The sequence below is a fragment of the Pseudoflavonifractor gallinarum genome (genome assembly GCF_014982855.1).
GTDB lineage: Bacteria > Bacillota > Clostridia > Oscillospirales > Oscillospiraceae > Pseudoflavonifractor_A > Pseudoflavonifractor_A gallinarum.
The window spans coordinates 218,895-235,520 of record NZ_JADCKF010000002.1; the positions used below are offsets into that span (position 1 = coordinate 218,895).

Below are 16,626 nucleotides of genomic sequence, written 5' to 3' on the forward strand. Positions count from 1 at the left end.
AGGGGCTATGCTTTACGAAGAGAAGAGCACCGTGTACGTCCGGTTGGACGGCGACAGGATCACAGACATCAACAGCTCCGCGTTTCTGGGCGACACCCGCGGATGGACGGCCATCGACGCCGGAACCGGAGACCGGTTTCGGCACGCATATCGGCACTATCTCCCGGGCCGGCCGCTGGACGGCGACGGCATATCCCTGTGGAAGCTGGCGGGCGGCAAGCCGGTGGAGCGCACAGCGGAGGAGATCGAGGCCGACCGGGCGGCGCTGGTCCCGCCCGCGCCCACCGCGCTGGAGCAGCTCCGGGCGGACGTGGATTTTCTGGCCATCATGCAGGGGGTGGAACTATGAATGTGGAGGAGCTGGCCCGGAAATACTATCCCCGCCTCTGGGACGAGCGGCGCATCGAGGCGCTGGTGGCGGCGGGCCGCCTGAGCCGGGAGGCGGCGGAGGCCATCCTGCGCGAAGCGGAGCAGGCTTGAGAGGCAAACGAGTGGAAAATCCCCGGAGCAGAGACCGCCGCGGGCTGGCGGGCCGACCCGGGAGGGAGACAAGGAGGACACCATGAGCAGACAGTACACGGTCACGCCCGCCGTGGGCGTGAACATCCGCAGCGGTCCGGGCACGGGCTACGGAAAGACGGGGGCCTATCCCCGGGGCGCCGTGGTCACCGTCCGGGAGGAACGGAACGGCTGGGGGAGAACAGACAAGGGCTGGGTCTCCCTGGACTACCTGGAACCGGTAAAGGCCCCTCAGCGGACCACTGACAACGGCATTGCCATCCAGATCGACTATATCCCCAAGGGCCGGAAGAACCGCCCCGGCGGAGCAAACCCATGCCGCTACCTCACCATCCACGAGACTGGGAACGCCGCCCGGGGGGCGGACGCCGCGGCCCACGCCTCCTACCTGAAGGGGGACAGTGCGGCCAACGCCCTGGTGAGCTGGCACTACACGGTGGATGACCACGCCATTGTCCAGCACCTGCCGGATACCGAGACGGCCTATCACGCCGGGGACGGGGCCAAGGGCCCCGGCAATGCCCAGAGCATCGGCATGGAGCTCTGTGTGGACGCGGGCGGGGACTGGGAAAAGGCCAGACAGAACGCCGCCGCCCTGGTGCGCCTCCTGAGGGCGGAGCACGGCATCCCCCTGGAGCGGGTGGTGCAGCACCACCACTGGAACGGCAAGGACTGCCCTCATACCATCCGGCACACCCCCGGCAGCTGGGAGGAGTTCCTGAAGCTTTGCGAAGGGGAGGCCCCCAATGTGTCCGACTTGGACACCGATGTGGAGGTGCTGGCCCGGGCCGGGATCGTGAAGAGCCCGGACTACTGGAAGACCGGCGGCGGCTACGCAGACGCCAATGTGGTGTGTTTGATCCACGCCATGGCGGAGCATATTAGAAAGGGGAAAGATTGATATGGAGCATGTGAATACGCTCAAGGTCGCGCTGTCGGCCTTCTGCGCTGCCCTCACCGCACTGTGGGGCTGGTTTGGCTGGCTGGTCATTGCCTGGATCGCCTGCATGGCCATCGACTATGCCACGGGGTCCTGCGCGGCGCTGCGGGCGGGGAAGTGGTCCAGCCAGGCCGCCAGAGATGGCATCTGGCACAAGCTGGGGGCGGTGGTGGCGGTCATCGTGGCTGGTATCTTGGACATGGTGATCAGCATGATCCTGGAGCATATGCCTGGCATAAGCCTTCCGTTTACATATGAGATCTTTTTCTGCCCGCTGGTGATCGTGTGGTACATCCTCACAGAAACGGGGAGTATCATCGAGAACGCCGGAGCGCTGGGGGCGGATATCCCACCCTGGCTTACGAAGGCCATTGAGTCCCTGCGGGAAAAGGTGGACGACGGGGCAGGAGCACAAGAGGATACAAAGTGAAGAATGCCCACAGGGATTGCCTCCAGTAGCAGGAAGAAAACATAGGATTCCTTGTATCTGTTTTTGTATCTTTTAAAAGCGATAAAGATGGGTATTTTGAAGCGTTATTTACCTTAAATTTACAGAAGTTAAGAAAACAAAAAGTCCTAGAACCGTTGCGGCTCTAGGACTTTTTAATGGTGACCCGTCGGGGATTCGAACCCCGGACCCACTGCTTAAAAGGCAGTTGCTCTGCCGACTGAGCTAACGAGTCATATTCAGATAAAATGGCAGGGATGGCTGGGTTCGAACCAGCGAATGCGGGAGTCAAAGTCCCGTGCCTTACCACTTGGCTACACCCCTACATTACGCAAGCCCAAAAGGGAAGGGCCGGAGCGGACGCTCCGGCCCTTCCGCCTTGAGTTGTTATGGGGTGGGTAATGGGACTCGAACCCACGACCCTCGGAACCACAATCCGATGCTCTAACCAACTGAGCTACACCCACCATATGTACAACCGCTGGACACCACCACGCCGTGTGGTAATGGCACGCCTGAAGGGACTCGAACCCCTGACCCACTGCTTAGAAGGCAGTTGCTCTATCCACCTGAGCTACAGGCGCATATGGAGCGGGTGATGGGAATCGAACCCACGCGACCAGCTTGGAAGGCTGGGATTCTACCATTGAACTACACCCGCATGGGCTTGCGGACGCCTTAGCGATGTCAGCTCAGTTATAATAGCATGGGTCTGTCCAAATGTCAACTACTTTTTTTGAAAATTTTGAAAAAAGCGGGATGGGAAACAAAAGGTCCCTCCCGCGCCCGGAGGCAGGGGAGGGACGGAGTACATCAATTCTCGGCCTCCAGGGGCTGGATGACCCGCTGGTAGAGATGCCGCAGATAGAAGATACACAGCAGGAAGGCCACCAGCTCCGCAATGGGGAAGGACCACCAGATCAGGGTCAGGTTTCCGCTCAGGGAGAGGAGGTAGGCCGCCGGCAGGAGGACCACCAGCTGACGGATGATGGAGATGACCATGCTGAGGAAGCCGTGGCCCAGGGCCTGAAGGGTGGAGGACACGATCACGTTGAACCCGGCGAACAGGAAGCTGATGCAGATGATCTTCAGGGCGGGCACGCCGATGGCCAGCATGTTCTCGGAGGCCTTGAAGAGCATCAGGATCTGGGCGCTGAAGAACTGGATCACCAGGAGGCCGGCCAGCATGATGAGCACGGCCGCGATGATGCACAGCCGGATGGCCTGCACCATGCGCTCCTTCTTCCGGGCGCCGTAGTTGTAGGCCACGATGGGGACCATGCCGTTGTTCAGGCCGAAGATGGGCATGAACACGAAGCTCTGGAACTTGAAGTAGATGCCCAGCACCGCCGTGGCCGTGGCCGTAAAGGCGCCCACGATCTGGTTGAGGCCGAAGGTCATCACCGAGCCGATGGAGTTCATCACGATGGAGGGGATGCCCACCGAGTAGATCCGCAGGATGATGTGGCCGTCCGGGCGGAAGCCCCGCAGGGAGAGGTGAATATCATGGTTGCAGGCGGCGTTGAAGAAGACCGCCAGGATGCCCGCCACGATCTGTCCGGTCACGGTGGCGATGGCCGCGCCGGCAATGCCCGTCTGGGGGAAGGGTCCAAGGCCGAAGATCAGGATGGGGTCGAGCACGATGTTGATGACCGCGCCCACGCCCTGGGTGATCATGGTATAGAAGGTGCGCCCGGTGGCCTGCAGGAGCCGCTCCATGGTGATCTCAATGAAGATGCCCACACAGCCCAGGGAGCAGATGCGCAGGTAGAGGGTGCCGTACTCCACGATCTGGGGATCGGTGCTCTGCAAGGCGAAGAAGACCCGGGCGGTCAGGGTGCCCAGGACGGTGAAGACCAGGCAGCTGATGACGGCCAGAAAGACCGCGTTCTCGGCGGCCCGGTTGGCGATGTCGTAGTTTTTCTCGCCCAGGCTGCGGGAGAGCAGGGCGTTGACGCCCACGCCGGTGCCCACCGCCACGGCGATCATCAGGTTCTGAATGGGGAAGGCCATGGAGACGGCGGTGAGGGACTCCTCATTGATCCAGGAGACGAACACGCTGTCCACCACATTGTAGAGGGCCTGGATCAGCATGGACAGGATCATGGGCAGGGACATGGTAAAAATGAGCTTGCCCACCGGCATAACGCCCATTTTATTTTCGGTCATAGACGCACCTCCAGCAAAATTGGAGCCGCAGCACGAGGCTGCGGCCAGAGTAGAACGGATTTACAAATCCTATTCTACCGAGATTTGGAGGAAACGTCAACTATGAAGCGCGAAATTTGTTAGAAAAAACGAAAAAGCAGCAGAACCCAGGGAGAGGGGGGCTCCCTTTGCACAAAAGGGAACCTCAGCATGCCAAAAAAGGAGCGGCTAGGAGGCGGGGAGCCAGCCGGGCCGGGCGGCCAGGGCAAACCCGGCCCCCGCGGCGTCGGCGGTGATGACCACGCCCCCCAGACTGCGGGAGCAGTGGAGCACCGGCACCGTGCCGTCGGGGGCGGGCGTCAGGGCCAGCCCGATGTGGGAGAGGTCGGGGAAGCAGAGAAGGTCCCCGGGCAGGAGGTCGGACCAGTCGATGGGGGTGCTGGCGGCATACTGGGCCCGCACCCCGTCCCCCACCAGGGCAAGGGCGTCGGAGTCCTCCAGGGTGTTGGCCGCGGCCCAGGAGACCAGGCCGGAGCAGTCCAGACCGTAGGGGAGGCGCTTGCCCGAGTCGGCGCAGCCGGGGGCGGTGACCTGCCGGAGCTCCCCCCAGGCCGGGTCCCAGCCGGGGGCGGCGGACTTTCCGCCCCAGAAGTAGGGCACGTGGCCCACCAGGGTGCAGGCGTGCTCCAGGAGGGCCCTGCGCTGGGGGGAGAGGGAGGCGGGCAGGGCCTCCAGGGCGGCGCGGGCCTCGGGGACCATGGCGGGGGCGGAAGGGGTCTCCCGCCCGGGGGAGCGGAGGGGGAAGAGCAGGGCCAGGCACAGGCACAGGAGGACCGCACCCCAGCACAGGGGGATGGCGGCGGCTCCGGTGGGCCGGGCGGGACGGACAGCCGGACGGGGCATCCTCTCAGACTCCTTTCGGGGGCACGCCGGGGGCGCGAACACCATAGGATAGGAGGAGGAAACTCCCTTTCCTCCTGGCAGAGACTGCCAACATCATCCATATGTCCGGAGGGTTTCATATATGAGAGAACAACCACGACTGAGCGCCCTGGGTGTGGGCGAGGAGGCACGGGTGTGCCGGGTGGAGGCCGCCTCGGCCCTGAGGCGGCGGCTGATGGATCTGGGGTTGGTCCCCGGCACCCGGGTGACCTGTGTGGGCAAGAGTCCGGCGGGGGACCCGGCGGCCTATGCCTTCCGGGGAGCGGTCATCGCCCTGCGCCGGGCGGACGCGGAGGAGGTCTGTCTCTTTGCGGGGGCGGAGCTCCCCCTGGAAGAGGAGGCGGTGGGCGCATGGGACTGACCGCGGCCTCCACCGGTACGGGCGCGGTGGAGGGGAAGTGGGTCCTGCGCCGGGAACACCCGGAGGACCGGGTCATCGCCCTGGCGGGGAACCCAAACGTGGGGAAATCCACCCTCTTCAACGCCCTGACCCATCTGCGGCAGCACACCGGCAACTGGCCGGGAAAGACGGTGGCGGCCGCCCAGGGGCGGTGTGAACACAAAGGGCGGGGCTATCTGCTGGTGGATCTTCCGGGGACCTACTCCCTCCTGGCCCGCTCGGCGGAGGAGGAGGCGGCCCGGGATTTTCTCTGCTTCGGCGGGGCGGACGCGGCGGTGGTGGTGTGCGACGCCACCGGGCTGGAGCGCAACCTGAACCTGGTCCTCCAGACCCTGGAGCTCCACAGCCGCACGGTGGTGTGCGTCAATCTCCTGGACGAGGCGGAGCGGAAGGGGATCTCGGTGGACCTGGCAGAGCTCTCCCGGCGGCTGGGGGTCCCGGTGGTGGGGACGGCGGCCGGCCGGGGGGAGGGGCTGGAGGAGCTCCTGGCGGCGGTGGAGGACGTGATCGCCCATCCGCCCCAGGCAAAACTCCCCCGGTATCTCCCGCCCATCGAGCGGGCGCTGGAGGTGCTGACCACCCAGGTGTCCGGGCGGTGCGGGGCCCTTCCGCCCCGGTGGACGGCCCTGCGCCTGCTGGACGGGGAGAGCTCCGCGCTGGCGTCCATCACACAGGCCCTGGGCCGGGACCTGCGGGAGGAGCCGGGCATCGCCCGCTGTCTCACCGAGGTGCGCGCCGAGCTGGCCAGGGTGGGCCTGGAGGGGGAGCTGCTCCGGGAGCGGCTGGTCTCCTGCCTCATCTGGCGGGCCGAGGACATGGCCCACGCGGTGGTCTCCTCGGTTCAGGCGGACAGCCATCGCCGGGACCGGCGGCTGGACCGGATCTTCACCAGCCGTCTGACCGGGATCCCGGTGATGCTCCTGCTGCTGGCCGGGGTGTTCTGGCTGACCCTGGCGGGGGCCAACTACCCCTCTCAGCTCCTCTCCCAGGGGCTGTTCTGGCTCCAGGACCGGCTGAGCGGGCTCTTTACTTACCTGGGCGCGCCCCAGTGGCTCCACGACATGCTGGTGCTGGGGGTGTACCGGACCCTGGCCTGGGTGGTGGGAGTCATGCTGCCCCCCATGGCCATCTTCTTCCCCCTCTTTACCCTGCTGGAGGACTTCGGATACCTGCCCCGGGTGGCCTTTGTGCTGGACCACGCCTTCCAGAAGGCCCACGCCTGCGGCAAGCAGGCCCTCACCATGGCCATGGGCTTCGGGTGCAACGCGGCGGGGGTGACCGGGTGCCGCATCATCGACTCCCCCCGGGAGCGGCTCATCGCCATGCTGACCAACAGCTTTGTGCCCTGCAACGGCCGCTTTCCCACCCTGATCGCCCTGATCTCCATGTTCTTCGTGGGGACCGCCGGGGGATGGGGGGAGAGCCTGGGGGCGGCGGTCCTCCTGACGGGGCTCATCGTGCTGGGGGTGGTCCTGACCTTCTGGGCCTCCCGGCTCCTCTCGGCCACCGTGCTGAAGGGGGCCCCCTCCTCCTTTACGCTGGAATTGCCCCCCTACCGCCGGCCCCGGGTGGGGCAGGTGATCGTGCGTTCGGTGCTGGACCGCACCCTCTTCGTGCTGGCCCGGGCGGCGGCGGTGGCCGCTCCGGCGGGGCTGGTGATCTGGCTGTGCGCCAATGTGGAGGTGCAGGGGGGGAGCATCCTCCAGCACTGCACCGCCTTTCTGGACCCCCTGGGGCGGCTGATGGGGCTGGACGGAGTGATCCTGATGGCCTTTCTCCTGGGCTTTCCGGCCAACGAGATCGTCCTGCCCCTGATCCTGATGACCTATCTCTCCTCCGGGAGCCTGCTGGAGCTGGGGGAGCTGGAGGAGATGCGGGCTTTGTTGGTGGAGCAGGGCTGGACCGGACTGACCGCGGTGTGCATGATCCTCTTCTCCCTCTTCCACTGGCCCTGCTCCACCACCTGTCTCACGGTGCGGAAGGAGAGCGGCAGCTGGAAGTGGACGGCGCTGGCCTGGCTTCTGCCCACGGCGGTGGGGATGGGGCTGTGCATCCTGACGGCCGCCCTGGCCCGCCTGTTGGGTCTTGTGTGAGCATAAGAAAAGAGGGGGAGAGCGCCCTAGGGCGCTCTCCCCCTCTTAAAAATGCCTGCATGTTTTTTAGTCGCGGAAAACCAGGTGCAGCTTCCGGTTGGTGTTGGCGGCCTGGGTCAGGACGCCCAGCAGCTGCTTTCCCCAGCTGCTCTCCCGCATCAGGTCGGCCCCGATGAGTACCAGACCCAGGGAGGTTTCCCCGTCGCTGAGGGTGTCCGACAGGCAGGAGAGGACATCGTCCCCCTCGGGCAGGGACAGGGCGCGGCAGAGATAGGGCGCCCCCCGCTCCTCATCCAGCAGGTGCCAGGCCTCCAGCCGCACCACGGTGGTTTCTTCCATTGGAAAGGACCTCCTTACATTTGAGAATCAAAATCGGCTGCCGCGCCGGCAGTTCGGTCCGGCGCGGCAGCGTTCCAAGGGGGCGTGGGATCACGCCTGTCTGGCCCGGTCGGCCAGGATGAGTTTTTTCAGGGCCTCAATGCCCACCTCGATGGCGGCGGAGAGATCGTGGCTCTCGGCCTGATCGAGGCCGGCCAGCTCCCGCTCCTGGTTCCAGATCACGTGGAAGCAGGAGCCGCAGCGCACGCCCAGGGCGGCGGCGCAGCAGAAAAGGGCGGCCGATTCCATCTCGGAGGCCAGCACGCCCAGGCGCTTCCAGGCCTCCCACTTGTGGAGCAGCTCGTAGGACACGGGCATGCGGCTGGGGTCGTGCTGCCCGTAGAAGGAGTCCTTGCACTGGACCACGCCGGCGTGCCAGGGCTTGCCCAGGTCCTTGGCGGCGGCCACCAGGGCCTCCTGGACCTCGTAGTCGGACACGGCGGGGAACTCGATGGGGGCATACTCCCGGCTGGCCCCCTCGTGGCGGATGGCGCCGGTGGCGATGACCACGTCGTCGCTCTTGACCTTCAGGTTGATGCCGCCGCAGGTGCCCACCCGGATAAAGGTGTCGGCGCCGATCTTGTGCAGCTCCTCCATGGCGATGACGGCGGAGGGGCCGCCGATGCCGGTGGAGCACACGCTCACCTTTTCCCCCAGCAGGGTGCCGGTGTAGGTGGTGTACTCCCGGTTGGACTGGACCTTGACCGGGTTGTCGAAGTAGGCGGCGATCTTCTCGCAGCGGCCGGGATCGCCGGGCAGGATGCAGTAGCGGCCCACGTCGCCCTGCCCACACTGGATATGGAATTGCAGTTCATGCTCATGCATACAAAATCACCTCATGTTTCCAAATCAGAATCCGTTCAGAAGGAGAGCGCGGCGCGCAGCGGGGCGAAACCGCGCTCTATGTGCGGTTTGGAACAGCTTTATTATAGAACAGATCGAACAAAGTCGCAAGAACATTTGACATCTGCGCCGGTTTTGTAACCATTTGTTGTTGTTTTTTTGATCATATTACAGTACAATAGGGAAGCCGTATCCCATGGAAGCGAGGTGTCCTATGAAAAAGGCCGTTTCCCTGTGCGTGCTCGTCCTGTGCTGCTGCGTTGCGATCGGAAGTCTGTGCACCAGCAGTTTTTTCTTTGGGAGAGAACTGCCCGTGCGCAATACGATGCGCACCGCCTCCTCCGCCGCACTGCCCAGCCGCGGTGCCGCCCCGTCCCGCGAGACGGCGCGCCCTCCCCTGGACACAGGGGACGACGCCCTCCTGCTGGAGCGGGCCAAGGAAGTGCTGACGAGCCTGTCAGAGGAAGACTATGCCGCATTGAGTCAAATGGTCCATCCGGTCAAGGGTGTGACCTTCACCCCCTACTCCACCGTGGACCCGGAGAGCGATCTGTGCTTCCTGCCCGACCAGATCGCCGATGCCGCGGAGGACAAGACCCGGTATCTCTGGGGATTCCGGGACGGTGTGGGCGACCAGATCAGTCTGACCATACCGGAGTATATCTGTACCTATGTGTACAATGCCGACTATCTCTATGCCCCCGAGCAGGCGGTGGACCAGGTGCTGGCCAGTGGCAACGCCCTGGAGAATGTCCGGGAGATCTTCCCGGAGGACCGCTTTGTGGAGTGCTACTTTCCCGGCCTGCGGCCGGAGAAGGAGCAGTTCGACTGGTGCTCCCTTAAGCTGGTGTTTTCCGCCTATGAGGAGCAGTGGTATCTGGTGGGGCTGATCCACAGCGAGTGGGTCATTTAAGCCGGCGGTAAAAGCGCTCTCTGTCTGCGGACAGAGGGCGCTTTTTAATGGGTTTGATTTGGTAATAATGGATGAAAAGAAAAGGATAAAATCATATAAATTGTGTAAAGAGTAAAAATGATATTGTCAGTACAATTATGGAACAGGAAGAGCTTGCAAAATGCAGTGGATTTGCGCTAAGATTAAGGCATCAAAGAGAGAAGGAAGCCGCCCCTTAGCGTGGTTTCCACATGATTAAAGGAGTTGGGAAAATGAACGCACAGAACCTCTTCTGGATCGGGCTGGTGGGCGCGGTGATCGCGCTGCTCTTCGCCGTGGTCCAGAGCCGCAAGGTGCTCAAGTTCTCCGAGGGCACCGAACTGATGCAGAAGATCGCCTCTTCCATCCGTCAGGGTGCCAACGCGTATCTGAAGCGCCAGTATTCCACCGTGGCAAGGATCTTTGCCGTGGTCTTCGTGATCCTGCTGATCCTGGTGGCCACCAATCAGCTGGACAACTGGTTTATTCCCTTTGCTTTCCTGACCGGCGGCATCTACTCCGCCCTGGCCGGCTTCATCGGCATGAAGATCGCCACCTCTTCCAATGCCCGCACCGCCCACGCCGCGCACGAGAGCCTCAACCGCGGCTTGAACGTGGCCTTCTCCTCCGGCGCGGTCATGGGCTTCACCGTGGTGGGCCTGGGCCTGCTGGACGTGTCCGTCTGGTTCCACATCCTGAAGTATGTGGCCGGCTATGACGCCACCAAGATCGCCCAGACCATGGTTATGTTCGGCATGGGCGCCTCCTTCATGGCTCTGTTCGCCCGTGTGGGCGGCGGCATCTTCACCAAGGCCGCCGACGTGGGCGCCGACCTGGTGGGCAAGGTAGAGGCCGGCATCCCCGAGGATGACCCCCGCAACCCCGCCACCATCGCCGACAACGTGGGCGACAACGTGGGCGACGTGGCCGGCATGGGCGCCGACCTCTATGAGTCCTACGTTGGCTCCATCCTGGCTACCTTCGCCCTGGGCGCCTCCGCCTATGCCGGCGCCGACAAGGCCTGGAACGCCATGCTCCTGCCCGTGGCCATCGCCGTGGTGGGCGTGATCTGCTCCGTCCTGGGCACCTTCCTCATCCGCACCAAAGAGGGCGCCAGCCAGCGCGACCTGCTGGGCACCCTGCGCAAGGGCACTTACACCGCCGCCATCCTGGCCGCCATCCTGGCCGCTCCTCTGACCTACTTCATCCTGGGCAGCATGGGCGTCTATGTGGCCATCCTGGCCGGTCTGGTGGCCGGCTGCGCCATCGGCTACTTCACCGAGTACTACACCTCTGATACTTACAAGCCCACCCAGAAGCTGGCCGACTCCACCGAGACCGGCGCCGCCACCACCATCATCGGCGGTATCTCCCTGGGCATGATGTCCACCGCCGCTCCTGTGGTCATCGTGGGCATCGCCATCATTGTCTCCTTCCTGGCCGCCGGCGGCTCCCTGTCCACCTCTTCCGCCGACTATGCCGAGCTCTTCAATAAGGGCCTGTACGGCATCGGCATCGCCGCGGTGGGCATGCTCTCCACCCTGGGCATCACTCTGGCTACCGACGCCTACGGCCCCGTGGCCGACAACGCCGGCGGCATCGCTGAGATGAGCGGCCTGGGCGAGGAGGTCCGCAACCGCACCGACGCCCTGGACTCCCTGGGCAACACCACCGCCGCCACCGGTAAGGGCTTCGCCATCGGCTCCGCCGCCCTCACCGCTCTGGCCCTGCTGGTCTCCTATGTGGACGTGGTCAAGGGCAAGATCGGCGGAGAGATCGACCTGGCCCTCACCAACCCCGCCGTGCTGGTGGGCATCTTCGTGGGCGCCATGCTCACCTTCATCTTCGCTGCCCTCACCATGAGCGGCGTGCAGCGTGCGGCCCAGTCCATCGTGGTGGAGGTCCGCCGTCAGTTCAAGGAGATCGCCGGCATCATGGAGGGCAAGACCGATCCCGACTACGCCTCCTGCGTGGACCTGTGCACCCGCGGCGCCCTGCATGAGATGGTGGTTCCCTCTCTGCTGGCCATCGTGGTGCCCATCGTCACCGGCTGTATCCTGGGCGTGGAGGCCGTTGTGGGCCTGCTGGGCGGCGTGACCGTCACCGGCTTCGCCATGGCCGTGTTCATGTCCAACGCCGGCGGCGCCTGGGACAACGCCAAGAAGTACATCGAGTCCGGTAAGCACGGCGGTAAGGGTTCCGACTGCCACAAGGCCGCCGTCATCGGCGACACCGTGGGCGATCCCTTCAAGGATACCTCCGGCCCCTCTCTGAACATCCTCATCAAGCTGGTCTCCACCGTGTCCATCGTGTTCTGCGGTCTGGTCATCAGCGTCAGCCAGTTCTTCCTGGGCTAATCGGACACACTCTGCCCCGCGGACCCTCCGGTCCGCGGGGTTTTCTTTTGACAGGCAGTCTGCTATAATCATTCCAAAGGAAAACATACCATCACAAACAGGAGGTCATGTCCCCATGAGCATCGTAAAAGACAGGTCCCTGGCCGAGTCCGGCCGCCGGAAGATCCAGTGGGTGCGGGATTTCATGCCCGCCCTGGGCGGGATCGAGGCCCGCTTTGAGCGGGAGCGCCCCTTTGCGGGACTGCGGGTGGCCGTATCCGTCCATCTGGAGGCCAAGACCGCCAATCTGGGCTATGTGCTCCAGAAGGGCGGGGCGGAGGTGCGCCTGACCGGCTCCAACCCCCTCTCCACCCAGGACGACGTGGCCGCGGGGCTGGACAGCATGGGGGTGGAGACCTTCGGCATCCACGGCGCCACGGCGGAGGAGTATGAGGCCCATCTCATTGAGACCCTGCGCTTCAAGCCCCACCTGGTGGTGGACGACGGGGGCGACCTCATCCACCTGCTGGGCGGGAAGTGCGCCGACCTGGGGGAGAACCTGATCGGCGGCTGTGAGGAGACCACCACCGGCATCCTCCGCCTGCGGGCCCGGGAGCGGGAGGGCATCCTGCCCTGCGCCATGATGGCGGTCAACGACGCCAAGGCCAAGCACTACTACGACAACAAGTACGGCACGGGCCAGTCGGTGTGGGACGCCATCATGCACACCACCAACCTGGTGGTGGCGGGCAAGACCGTGGTGGTGGCCGGATACGGCTGGTGCGGCAAGGGCGTGGCCATGCGGGCCAGCGGCATGGGGGCCAACGTCATCGTCACCGAGGTGGACCCCTTCAAGGCCCTGGACGCCACCATGAACGGCTTTAGGGTCATGACCATGGACGAGGCCGCCGCCCTGGGCGACGTGTTCGTCACGGTCACCGGCTGTAAGGACGTCATCACCCCCCGCCACTTTGAGAAGATGAAGCACAACGCCATCCTCACCAACGCCGGCCACTTCGACTGCGAGGTGGACGTGGCCTCCCTGGCCGCCATGGCCGTCAAGCGGGAGATCCGCCGGGACTCCATCGAGGGCTACACCCTGCCCGACGGACGGGTGCTCAACGTCATCGGAGAGGGCCGCCTGGTCAACCTGGCGGCGGGCAACGGCCACCCGGCCGAGATCATGGACATGTCCTTCTCGGTCCAGGCCCTGGCCCTGGAGTGGCTGGTGAAGCACCGGGACGAGCTGGAGAAGAAGGTCTACAACGTGCCCGACTCCATCGACGACGAGATCGGCCGGGTCAAGCTGGCCGCCATGGGCCTGCACATCGACGCCCTGACCGAGGACCAGCGGGCCTATCTCAACGGCTGGAAGGCATAAATCCCAGCAATATAGTTGGAATTGACTCTTGACAAGTTTCGGCAAAGAGGATAGAATACCTTGTACCAACTGAATAGCCTTATCGAGAGAGGTGGAGGGAACGGCCCTATGAAGCCCGGCAACCTGCCTGAACGCCGTAACACGCGGGAAGGAAAGGTGCCAAATCCGGCGGTGTAAATCGAAAGATGAGGATGGACAACAAGACTCCATGCGCTCCGCCGTCCGGCGGAGCGCTTTTTTGTGGTTCCCGTTCTCGGCAAGGCGTGTATTTTGGAAAGGAAGGAATCAAATTGGCAAAGCGACTTTTTACTTCGGAATCCGTGACCGAGGGACATCCCGACAAAATCTGCGACCAGATCTCCGACGCGGTGCTGGACGCCATTCTGGAGCAGGACCCCATGGGCCGCGTGGCCTGTGAGACCACCGTCACCACCGGTCTCGTCAACGTGATGGGCGAGATCACCACCCACTGCTATGTGGACATCCCCAAGATCGCCCGGGAGGTCATCCGGGAGATCGGCTACGACCGGGCCAAGTACGGCTTTGACTGCGACACCTGCGCCGTCATCACCTCCATCGACGAGCAGTCCGCCGACATCGCCCTGGGCGTGGACCAGTCCCTGGAGGCCAAGGAGGGCGGCCAGGGCGAGGACCTGACCAACGGCGCCGGCGACCAGGGCATGATGTTCGGCTATGCCTGCGACGAGACCCCCGAGCTCATGCCCCTGGCCATCTCCCTGGCCCACAAGATGGCCATGCGCCTGACCGCGGTGCGCAAGGAGGGCCTGGTGGACTACCTGCGCCCCGACGGCAAGACCCAGGTCACCGTGGAGTATGACGAGAACAACAAGCCCGTCCGGGTGGACGCAGTGGTCCTCTCCACCCAGCACGGCCCCGAGGCCAGCCTGGAGCAGATCCGCAAGGACATGATCGAGCTGGTCATCAAGCCCACCATCCCCGCTGAGCTGCTGGACGAGAACACCAAGATCTACGTAAACCCCACCGGCCGCTTCGTGATCGGCGGTCCCCAGGGCGACTCCGGCCTCACCGGCCGCAAGATCATCGTGGACACCTACGGCGGAAGCGCCCCCCACGGCGGCGGCGCCTTCTCCGGCAAGGACCCCACCAAGGTGGACCGCTCTGCCGCCTACGCCGCCCGCTGGGTGGCCAAGCACGTGGTGGCGGCCGGTCTGGCCAGCCGCTGCCAGGTCCAGCTGGCCTACGCCATCGGCGTGGCTGAGCCGGTCTCCATCCGGGTGGACACCTTCGGCACCGGCAAGGTCTCCGACCTGGCCCTGGAAGAGGCGGTGGAAAAGACCTTCGACCTGCGTCCCACCGCCATCATCCGGGACCTGGAGCTGCGTAAGCCCATCTACCGGAAGCTGGCCGCCTACGGCCACTTCGGCCGCACCGACCTGGATCTGACCTGGGAGCGCACCGACCGGATCGACGCCCTCAAGGCCAACCTGAAGTAAGAATCCCATCTCGTGTGAGAAAAAATCCCCCGTTCCGCCGACTGGCGGGACGGGGGATTTGCGTGTCGAACCAGTTCGACACGCTTCTCAAAAATGCAAGCATTTTTTCGAGGGGATGCAGGCCGCCGCATGCACTTCGTCGGGGCAAAGTCCGTACCGTTCCCCCTGGCCTTGCGGCCAGGGCTCACTTCACTCCCTTGCCCCTCCTCTCCCAAACAAACCCGCTTTGCTGGGCTTCGTTTGGGTTCCCGGCTCGCACACTTGCGGCCTGAGAGGAGTGTTTTCCGACGTACACGCCGCCGGAAAACACGATCAAACTTTGTTCCGCCGTCTGCGGACAGCGGAACTCTGCGAGGCTCTGTGCCTCCAACATACAGCAATACATAGCCCCCGTTCCGCCGACTGGCGGAACGGGGGATTCTGTTTTGCGGCAGGGTTCAAGCTCAGAAAGAAATCTGATCCTGCTCAAATTCGTTGGGCACCTGGATCTCGCCGGACTTGATGGCCAGGAAGGTGTCCTCCACCGCCTGGACCGCCTCGGTGGAAAGCTGGGCCTTGACGGCGTCGTTCCAGTAGAAGTTCACGCAGCCGTTGCCGGTGGTCATGAACATGGGGGCGGACTCGGTGATGGTGCCGGCCATGATGGCCTCGGTGGCCTGGCGGTAGGCCTCCACATAGTCACACAGGACGTTGCCCATGAGCTGCTCCGGGGCGTACTCGGTGTAGTTGCCCAGCATGCCGAAGGCGCGGGCTTTGCCGTTCTCCTGGACAGCCTGGAGGGCGGAGGGCTGGGCCTCGTTGGTGTTGCTGAAGATCACGTCCGCGCCGGCGGCGAGCTGCTCCTGTACGGCGGCATAGGCGGCCTCACCGTCGGGACCGTCCAGAACGGTCTCCAGGATCTCCACCTGGGGGTTGACGCTCTTGGCGCCCAGGATGAAGCCGTTGGTGGTCTTGTTGATGGCGGGATAGTCGGCGCTGCGGCTCACGCCCAGAATGCCGCTCTCGGTGGTGAGACCGGCCAGGACGCCGGCCAGATAGGCACCCTCCTCGGCGCACATGGTGATGGGGAAGAGGTTGTCCTTCACCTGGTCGCCGCCCACGGTCACGAACCAGGTGTCGGGGTACTGCTCACACAGGGCGGCAAAGGGGGCGGCGCACTGGCCGCCGTGGCCGTAGATGATGGCGAAGCCCTCCTCCGCCATGGCCTGGGCCGCGGCGGAAATGGCCTCGTCGGTGGAGGCGGTCTCCACCTTCACGCTGTATCCGTAAGTAGCCTTGATTTCCTGGGCGGCCTTGTCCGCCACGCCGGAGAAGCGGTCCTCCGCCGGGTCGCCGGGCAGCAGGAAGCCCACCTTGGTCTGGGAGGGGTACTCCACTCCGGCAGAGGGGGAGGCGGGACGCTGGGAGGACGCGGCAGAGCCCGCCGTGCAGCCCGCCAGACCGGCCCACAGGAGGGCCGCCAGGAACAGGGTCAGAACTTTCTTCATAAATCTTTCTCCTTTTTTCTCATGTAACCGATTTCCTGAAACATATTAGCACAGAGAATGGAGAAGAGTCAAACGCAGGAATAGACAAAAAGCGCCCTGGGAAGCCCGCAGGCCTTTGGGCCAGATGCGCAAAAAGAGAGCGCCCCGGCACCGACCGGGGCGCTTCAAGTGTGTTGAAACACAGAGTTCTGGCTCTTTGGCGCTCAGAGCCTCGCAGAGTTCCGCCGTCCGCAGACGGCGGAATAGAGTGGGATCGTGTTTTCCGGCGGCATGTACGTCGGAAAACACTCCCCTCAGGCCGCCAG

15 protein-coding genes, 5 tRNA genes and 1 riboswitch are annotated in these 16,626 nt (G+C 64.2%); of the genes, 10 read left to right on the top strand and 10 right to left on the bottom strand.

Going from position 1 to position 16,626, the window contains the following annotated elements; translation table 11 throughout:
• Positions 1-7 precede the first annotated feature (7 nt).
• The 4 genes from INF37_RS03030 (at position 8) to INF37_RS03045 (ending at position 1,889) form a co-directional block, all read left to right on the top strand.
• A complete protein-coding gene (locus tag INF37_RS03030; protein WP_193536328.1) occupies positions 8-349 on the top strand; it encodes a hypothetical protein in 342 nt (113 codons plus the stop codon).
• Positions 346-480: an XkdX family protein gene (locus INF37_RS03035; RefSeq protein ID WP_193536330.1), complete on the top strand. Its 135-nt coding sequence runs from the start codon at positions 346-348 to the stop codon at positions 478-480. The genes INF37_RS03030 and INF37_RS03035 overlap by 4 nt, the downstream gene beginning before the upstream one ends.
• Before the next feature lie 82 nt (positions 481-562).
• Positions 563-1,420, top strand: a complete 858-nt coding sequence (locus INF37_RS03040; protein ID WP_193536332.1) for an N-acetylmuramoyl-L-alanine amidase — start codon at positions 563-565, stop codon at positions 1,418-1,420.
• 1 nt (position 1,421) lies between these two features.
• Positions 1,422-1,889, top strand: coding sequence for a phage holin family protein (locus INF37_RS03045; RefSeq protein WP_193536335.1), 468 nt, complete (start codon positions 1,422-1,424; stop codon positions 1,887-1,889).
• 177 nt (positions 1,890-2,066) lie between these two features.
• On the opposite strand, the gene INF37_RS03050 is transcribed toward INF37_RS03045, so the two are convergent.
• The 7 genes from INF37_RS03050 to INF37_RS03080 all read right to left on the bottom strand — a co-directional run bounded on the left by INF37_RS03050 (position 2,067) and on the right by INF37_RS03080 (position 4,958).
• Positions 2,067-2,142, bottom strand: a tRNA-Lys gene (locus INF37_RS03050).
• A gap of 14 nt (positions 2,143-2,156) precedes the next feature.
• Positions 2,157-2,231: transfer RNA gene (locus INF37_RS03055), tRNA-Gln, on the bottom strand.
• A gap of 66 nt (positions 2,232-2,297) precedes the next feature.
• A tRNA-His gene (locus tag INF37_RS03060) sits at positions 2,298-2,374 on the bottom strand.
• Between the two features lie 40 nt (positions 2,375-2,414).
• Positions 2,415-2,491: transfer RNA gene (locus INF37_RS03065), tRNA-Arg, on the bottom strand.
• Positions 2,492-2,494: 3 nt separating this feature from the next.
• Positions 2,495-2,568: transfer RNA gene (locus INF37_RS03070), tRNA-Gly, on the bottom strand.
• Between the two features lie 152 nt (positions 2,569-2,720).
• Entirely contained in the window at positions 2,721-4,076 is a 1,356-nt protein-coding gene (locus INF37_RS03075; protein WP_193536336.1) for an MATE family efflux transporter, read from the bottom strand.
• Positions 4,077-4,283: 207 nt separating this feature from the next.
• A complete protein-coding gene (locus tag INF37_RS03080; RefSeq protein ID WP_193536339.1) occupies positions 4,284-4,958 on the bottom strand; it encodes a C40 family peptidase in 675 nt (224 codons plus the stop codon).
• A 121-nt stretch (positions 4,959-5,079) separates the two neighbouring features.
• Between INF37_RS03080 and INF37_RS03085 the strand changes: the two genes are divergently transcribed.
• Positions 5,080-5,358 (top strand): FeoA family protein, encoded by a 279-nt coding sequence (locus INF37_RS03085; protein WP_101693633.1) that lies wholly within the window; start codon positions 5,080-5,082, stop codon positions 5,356-5,358.
• Positions 5,349-7,490: a ferrous iron transport protein B gene (gene feoB, locus INF37_RS03090; protein ID WP_193536341.1), complete on the top strand. Its 2,142-nt coding sequence runs from the start codon at positions 5,349-5,351 to the stop codon at positions 7,488-7,490. The genes INF37_RS03085 and feoB overlap by 10 nt, the downstream gene beginning before the upstream one ends.
• 66 nt (positions 7,491-7,556) lie before the next feature.
• On the opposite strand, the gene INF37_RS03095 is transcribed toward feoB, so the two are convergent.
• Positions 7,557-7,829, bottom strand: a complete 273-nt coding sequence (locus INF37_RS03095; RefSeq protein ID WP_101693632.1) for a hypothetical protein — start codon at positions 7,827-7,829, stop codon at positions 7,557-7,559.
• Positions 7,830-7,919: 90 nt separating this feature from the next.
• Positions 7,920-8,693, bottom strand: coding sequence for a uridine phosphorylase (gene udp, locus INF37_RS03100; RefSeq protein WP_193536343.1), 774 nt, complete (start codon positions 8,691-8,693; stop codon positions 7,920-7,922).
• 232 nt (positions 8,694-8,925) lie between these two features.
• Between udp and INF37_RS03105 the strand changes: the two genes are divergently transcribed.
• From INF37_RS03105 to metK, 4 genes are all read left to right on the top strand, one after another.
• Positions 8,926-9,624 (top strand): hypothetical protein, encoded by a 699-nt coding sequence (locus INF37_RS03105; RefSeq protein WP_186962864.1) that lies wholly within the window; start codon positions 8,926-8,928, stop codon positions 9,622-9,624.
• A 251-nt stretch (positions 9,625-9,875) separates the two neighbouring features.
• The gene (locus INF37_RS03110) at positions 9,876-11,999 is read left to right on the top strand and encodes a sodium-translocating pyrophosphatase (protein ID WP_235964170.1); all 2,124 of its coding nucleotides are present in this window, start codon (positions 9,876-9,878) and stop codon (positions 11,997-11,999) included.
• Positions 12,000-12,114: 115 nt separating this feature from the next.
• Entirely contained in the window at positions 12,115-13,359 is a 1,245-nt protein-coding gene (locus INF37_RS03115; RefSeq protein ID WP_101693628.1) for an adenosylhomocysteinase, read from the top strand.
• Positions 13,360-13,435: 76 nt separating this feature from the next.
• Positions 13,436-13,551, top strand: a riboswitch (SAM riboswitch).
• A gap of 98 nt (positions 13,552-13,649) precedes the next feature.
• A complete protein-coding gene (gene metK / locus INF37_RS03120; protein WP_101693627.1) occupies positions 13,650-14,834 on the top strand; it encodes a methionine adenosyltransferase in 1,185 nt (394 codons plus the stop codon).
• Positions 14,835-15,277: 443 nt separating this feature from the next.
• Here metK and INF37_RS03125 read toward each other — a convergent pair whose 3' ends face one another.
• Positions 15,278-16,321: a BMP family lipoprotein gene (locus tag INF37_RS03125; RefSeq protein WP_193536345.1), complete on the bottom strand. Its 1,044-nt coding sequence runs from the start codon at positions 16,319-16,321 to the stop codon at positions 15,278-15,280.
• Between the last annotated feature and the right edge of the window lie 305 nt (positions 16,322-16,626).